Raw genomic sequence first — 4,645 nt, forward strand, 5'->3', positions numbered from 1 at the left:
AAAAATGGTCAAAAAAACAGCTATGGAATTGGGTCAAATGCTCGATGAAGAAAAGGAAAAATTGGAACGTCAGGAAAAGGCAAGAAAGGATCTAGCTGACGCTGTGGTGAAAGGTCGAGAGCAAAAACAGGCAAGGTCAGACGATGCAAAACGCAAGATCCTGATCGGGGCTTACTTACTGAAGAAACATGATAATGACATCAAGAAACTATTGGAACAAAACCCCGATTTTATTGGGTACATTAGAGAAAATGATAAGCACTTATTTTCATAGGCATTAGTAGTTATAAAAAACCCTCATAAATCGAGGGTTTCTTTTTTATCTGCATTACTTTTTGAATCAATGTACTTTTTTAGCTTGCTATTTTTCACTGCATACAGCCGCTTATACTCTTTCTCAATCAATGCGGTCAAAATGGCTTTTTGGCTCTCCCCTGCTGCGCCCACCATGTCCGCAAGCATATCCGACACACCCTTATCTATAAACACCTCCAAACGTTGACTATCAAGGCTTTTGCGTTTTTCACGATATGCTTTTTGTCGTTCGGCATTGGTTTTTGGCGGCTCTTTTAGCATGTCCTGTGTTTTCTGATCGTTCGGGTCTTTCATGTCTTTAACTCCCATATAGTATATCATAGCTACAGGATAACATTGTTTTTAGTTACAGGATAACTTTTTATAAAATTTATTTGTAAAAATTTATGCTATCCTGCAACTATTTTTAAATTACAGGATAACTATTTAACGTTACCCTGTAACTATAGTTATCCTGTAACGCTAAATTAATTACCCTGTAACACATATTTTGTTATCCTGCAACAACTAAATATTGAAATAATACTACCAAAGCTACCCTGTAACGAAAATAACTAGGTTAAAAAATGATCGGATTTTAACATTTTGCGTTGTTCCAAAAGTTATCAACAGCCTAGAACGTCATAGGAAGCGATTACAGACACTTTATAGCTATCAGCATGGGAACATAAGGGCAGGATGAAATATGGGTCTTAAAACGCAAATGGTGAGGTTTTAGAGGTATTTTTTGAAGATGATTAAGGCGGTTTGTTTTTAAAATTTTTGGCGGCTCTCAGGCTGCTTACATTTTAACCAGTTCAGTGAAAAGTTCTTTTTCAGCAAATTTCTGTTTAGCACCATAGCTAAAACTTGCGTGGAACATATTAAGAATTGACCGAAATGACACAATCTCAATTATATTTTTTTTGAAAAGTTTTCTTTATCAAATATTTTAAATCATTGATTTATATATAAGTATACATTCATTTTAATAATTAATCTTTATTTAACAATGATTTATCTATATTCAATTGTTTAATTATTCTTACTAATATTATCTCTATATCAATATTTTTTATTTAAAAACATATGTTTAGTAGTGCTTTTGATTAAAGTACCAGAGGGAGGGAGCAGAGCTGAATGGGAAATACTCACCCTAGAGCGATTCTTAAAAATCACCCTAAAGTATTCCCATTCGATGTACCGTCGGTCGGTCGCTTTCGCATCAGGGATGACATCACTGTATCAAGCTGCCACTGTTATGATTACGATTGATAGCACCGCCTGAACACGCTCATAACCGCCAATTAAATGACTACTCATTGCGTCCGCTACTCTGTTCAGTTCCCCTAGTAATAGCGTTTTTCCGATGTGTGCTAGCGTCACTGTACCTCATCACCCACACATGGACAGATTGAGTTACAGACATTGGCTAAATTTTTGGGGTCTATGCTTGACAAAGCGAGTTAAAACCTTAGAATTTAAGACAGGTACATTAAGCCCCTGTGGTGAAATCATTAGCGGTCGTCTAACCTTAATGCTTTCGATTGCCGATATGTCAGTATCGAAAATCTGTACCCCATAAATTACGGTAAAGCCCCAAGCAATTGCAAGGGGCTTTTATCTTTTTTAACAAAAAAAATTTATAAATCAGGATTTTATAACACTAAATAATCCAAAGTACATGAGTAAGTCATGACCACTCCTGCGATGTGTGTAGCACTCTGAGTATCCGTATTATATCAGTGATGTCATATACAACCACATAATGCGGATGTATCACTAACTCCCTAGTATCTTTCTGTCTGCCTGTGCGCCCCATCAGTCGATTATCAACAAGTAAATCTGTCTTTTCTTCAATTAAATCATCAATTTCAATAGCTGCTATAGGGTTGCGTTCTTCAAGATAATCATAGATATTTCTACGATCTTGGCGAGCTGTTTCAGTCCACTCAATCTTCATTCTTCGCTGCCAGTTTCGCCAATGTTGCAGCACGTCTAGCGGCAAACTCTGCCTTTACGTCCTCATGTGGAATCAACTTGCCTGCATTGGCTTCATTTAAGCCGATCTGTACCTGCTGCTTGAACCATTTGTCATAGTCTGCGGCTTCCTGTTGCTTCTTAACAAAGTCACGCATGAAGTCACGGATTAGCTGCGCCCCCGACCGATCAACAGTCTTAGCAAGGCTTGAAAATTCTTGCTTTAGGTCATGGTCTACCCGAAAGGTAAAAGTCGCTTCTGTCATGTTTTTCACTCCAATGTGTTACATTTGAATGCTATTGTAACACATTAAAAAGTTAGGTCATTGTCTTTTTTCGGCTTAGGCTGTTCTTGGTCATAACGTGGTTTAAATGATGGCTGTCGCTCATTCTCAAGTAAAATTTTCCGTTTATTAACAGCCTGTTGCATCTGCTCATAGTAAGGCATCAACTGCGGTAAAATATCAGCAAGTGCCTGTCTGTCTTTATCCAGGATACGGCTCAATTGCCCGATTTTTTTCAAGTCACGCTCATAGGCTATTCTGTCGCTGATCTGCTCGTATTTTTGCTTTGAACACCTTATGTACTCTTGCATATCGTTACTTGCCCATGCCTGCGCCTGAAGACGTGTAAACATGGAAATGTCTGAAGCAACATGGTCGCTGATATGGTCATACTCAGCATCTTTGACATAGCCGTATTTTGATAAATATCTTTCATAGTCCTGCCGTCTCTTTTTGTCATCTTCCTGTTTTTGTTTAGTTTCTCTTTCTATCTGCTGTTGTTTTCGTTGCTGTTCCTGTTGCTCCTCTTTTATCTCTCTGTGATAAATGGAAAGGCTAGATTGATCATTATCCCAACGTGTGAGCATGTCCTCAAAGCCGTAATAATCAGCACTAAACCAACCTGTTTTCACTTTCACTGGTGGCGGCAGTGGCTCTCCGATCTCCCTTAGCAGTGCTGTAGCTGCTCGTCCCTCTTTGATCACTTTATCAAGCTGCAAGCGGTCGATATTGTCTTGCAAAGCCTTGTAAAATCTATGCTCTGCTCGCTTCTCATCCGTTTTTACTTCAATCAAATACACATCTATAAGCGTTTGGCGGTGTTGTTGGTGGTCGTATAGTGCCTGTTGTGCGGTGGCATAGACTGCGGGGGCTTGGTCTACGGCATCCTCCAGCTGCTGCTGTTGCTGCTGTTCAAGTGTCAATTGCTCTACTCTGTTGCTCGTCTCAATGATAGACATATCAAGCCTTTCAGCTTTTTTATTGCGCTTTTTGATTTCATCATTACGCTTGACGATCTCCAGTTCCTCCCCCCTGCGCTTGGCGTGGGTGGCTTCAAGTCCCTCCTTGAATGTCGGCTCGATGTCTAGTCCACGATCCTTATGACTGCGGTGATCAACTCTCACCTCAAGCCCTGCTCGCTCTAGGTGGACGTTCGTCAGATCCGCCACTTTTTCCCTGATTTTTTTCAGCGTTGAGTTCTGATCTAGCTCCCTGACTTTCTTCCCTAGCCCTTGCGGTGTAAGGCTTCTTGTTGTCATTAGTATGTGGGCGTGATGGTTTCTTTCATCACTTCCCCCATGCACATGAGGGGCATGGATCGCTACGTCCACCGCCACTCCATAGGCTTTAACTAAGGACTGGCACAACTCGGTAACAAGTGCCTGACGCTGTGTCTTATCCAGTTCATGCGGCAATGCTATCTCTACTTCCTTTGCTAATCTTGCCTCCTGTTTGATGTCACCGTTCTTTTTTAGTTCGGATTGCTCTACCCGATTCCATAGGGTTTGACGATCTAACATGTCAGGACTTGCCCCAGTTGGGGCAAAAATTTGGGTGTATTCAATGCCTGTTTTTTTGGTGTAGTCCTGCTCTTTTCCGTACGTATCACAGTACAATTTTTCGCCTGCTCGGTATGCTGCACATGCCACGATTGAGCGACCATCTGACCTCGAAATGTTCTGCATTTCACAATGGTAAATTGCCATTTTCATCACCTGTTTATTAACAGCCGCCCCAAGTTTTGGGCGGTTGGGGTGTCGGGGTTTCCCTGACCGTACTTGCAAAATTTGGCGTAGCAAAAATTTTGCGTAAGTGCGCCCTTCGGGAACTCTGCGAGGCTAAAAGCAAAAGCAAGAGCAATAAGGCTTTGACTTTGTTTTTTGATTTTGCTCGCTGCGCTCGGATCTTGATGTAAGTCGAGTTTTTGAAGTAGAACACTTTTCACATTGATGATGGTTCATACTTCGGAAAATAGGTTGAGACACAGGCATTAAAAATGGTCAAAAAAACAGCTATGGAATTGGGTCAAATGCTCGATGAAGAAAAGGAAAAATTGGAACGTCAGGAAAAGGCAAGAAAGGATCTAG

6 protein-coding genes are annotated in these 4,645 nt (G+C 40.8%); 2 read left to right on the forward strand and 4 right to left on the reverse strand.

What is annotated here, in order from left to right:
* On the forward strand, nt 1-274 hold a 274-nt coding region (locus tag F908_RS15210; protein ID WP_005166287.1), incomplete at its 5' end, for a hypothetical protein.
* 23 nt (nt 275-297) lie between these two features.
* On the opposite strand, the gene F908_RS15215 is transcribed toward F908_RS15210, so the two are convergent.
* Nucleotides 298-609 carry a RepB family protein gene (locus F908_RS15215; RefSeq protein ID WP_005166290.1) on the reverse strand — a complete coding sequence of 104 codons (312 nt, stop codon included), beginning with the start codon at nt 607-609 and terminating at the stop codon, nt 298-300.
* Between the two features lie 1,138 nt (nt 610-1,747).
* Between F908_RS15215 and F908_RS16420 the strand changes: the two genes are divergently transcribed.
* Nucleotides 1,748-1,879: a hypothetical protein gene (locus tag F908_RS16420; protein ID WP_265596599.1), complete on the forward strand. Its 132-nt coding sequence runs from the start codon at nt 1,748-1,750 to the stop codon at nt 1,877-1,879.
* Between the two features lie 108 nt (nt 1,880-1,987).
* Here F908_RS16420 and F908_RS15220 read toward each other — a convergent pair whose 3' ends face one another.
* Genes F908_RS15220 through mobQ form a run of 3 tightly spaced genes read right to left on the reverse strand, consistent with a single transcriptional unit; the run spans nt 1,988 to nt 4,264 of the window.
* Nucleotides 1,988-2,257: a type II toxin-antitoxin system RelE/ParE family toxin gene (locus tag F908_RS15220; protein ID WP_005166293.1), complete on the reverse strand. Its 270-nt coding sequence runs from the start codon at nt 2,255-2,257 to the stop codon at nt 1,988-1,990.
* On the reverse strand, nt 2,247-2,540 hold the full coding sequence (locus tag F908_RS15225) for a CopG family ribbon-helix-helix protein (protein ID WP_005166297.1): 294 nt from the start codon (nt 2,538-2,540) through the stop codon (nt 2,247-2,249). The genes F908_RS15220 and F908_RS15225 overlap by 11 nt, the downstream gene beginning before the upstream one ends.
* 44 nt (nt 2,541-2,584) lie before the next feature.
* Complete coding sequence (gene mobQ / locus F908_RS15285; protein ID WP_005166299.1) at nt 2,585-4,264, reverse strand: MobQ family relaxase; 1,680 nt, start codon at nt 4,262-4,264, stop codon at nt 2,585-2,587.
* Nucleotides 4,265-4,645: the final 381 nt, after the last annotated feature.

Source organism: Acinetobacter sp. NIPH 284, from assembly GCF_000369425.1.
Taxonomy (GTDB): Bacteria; Pseudomonadota; Gammaproteobacteria; order Pseudomonadales; family Moraxellaceae; genus Acinetobacter.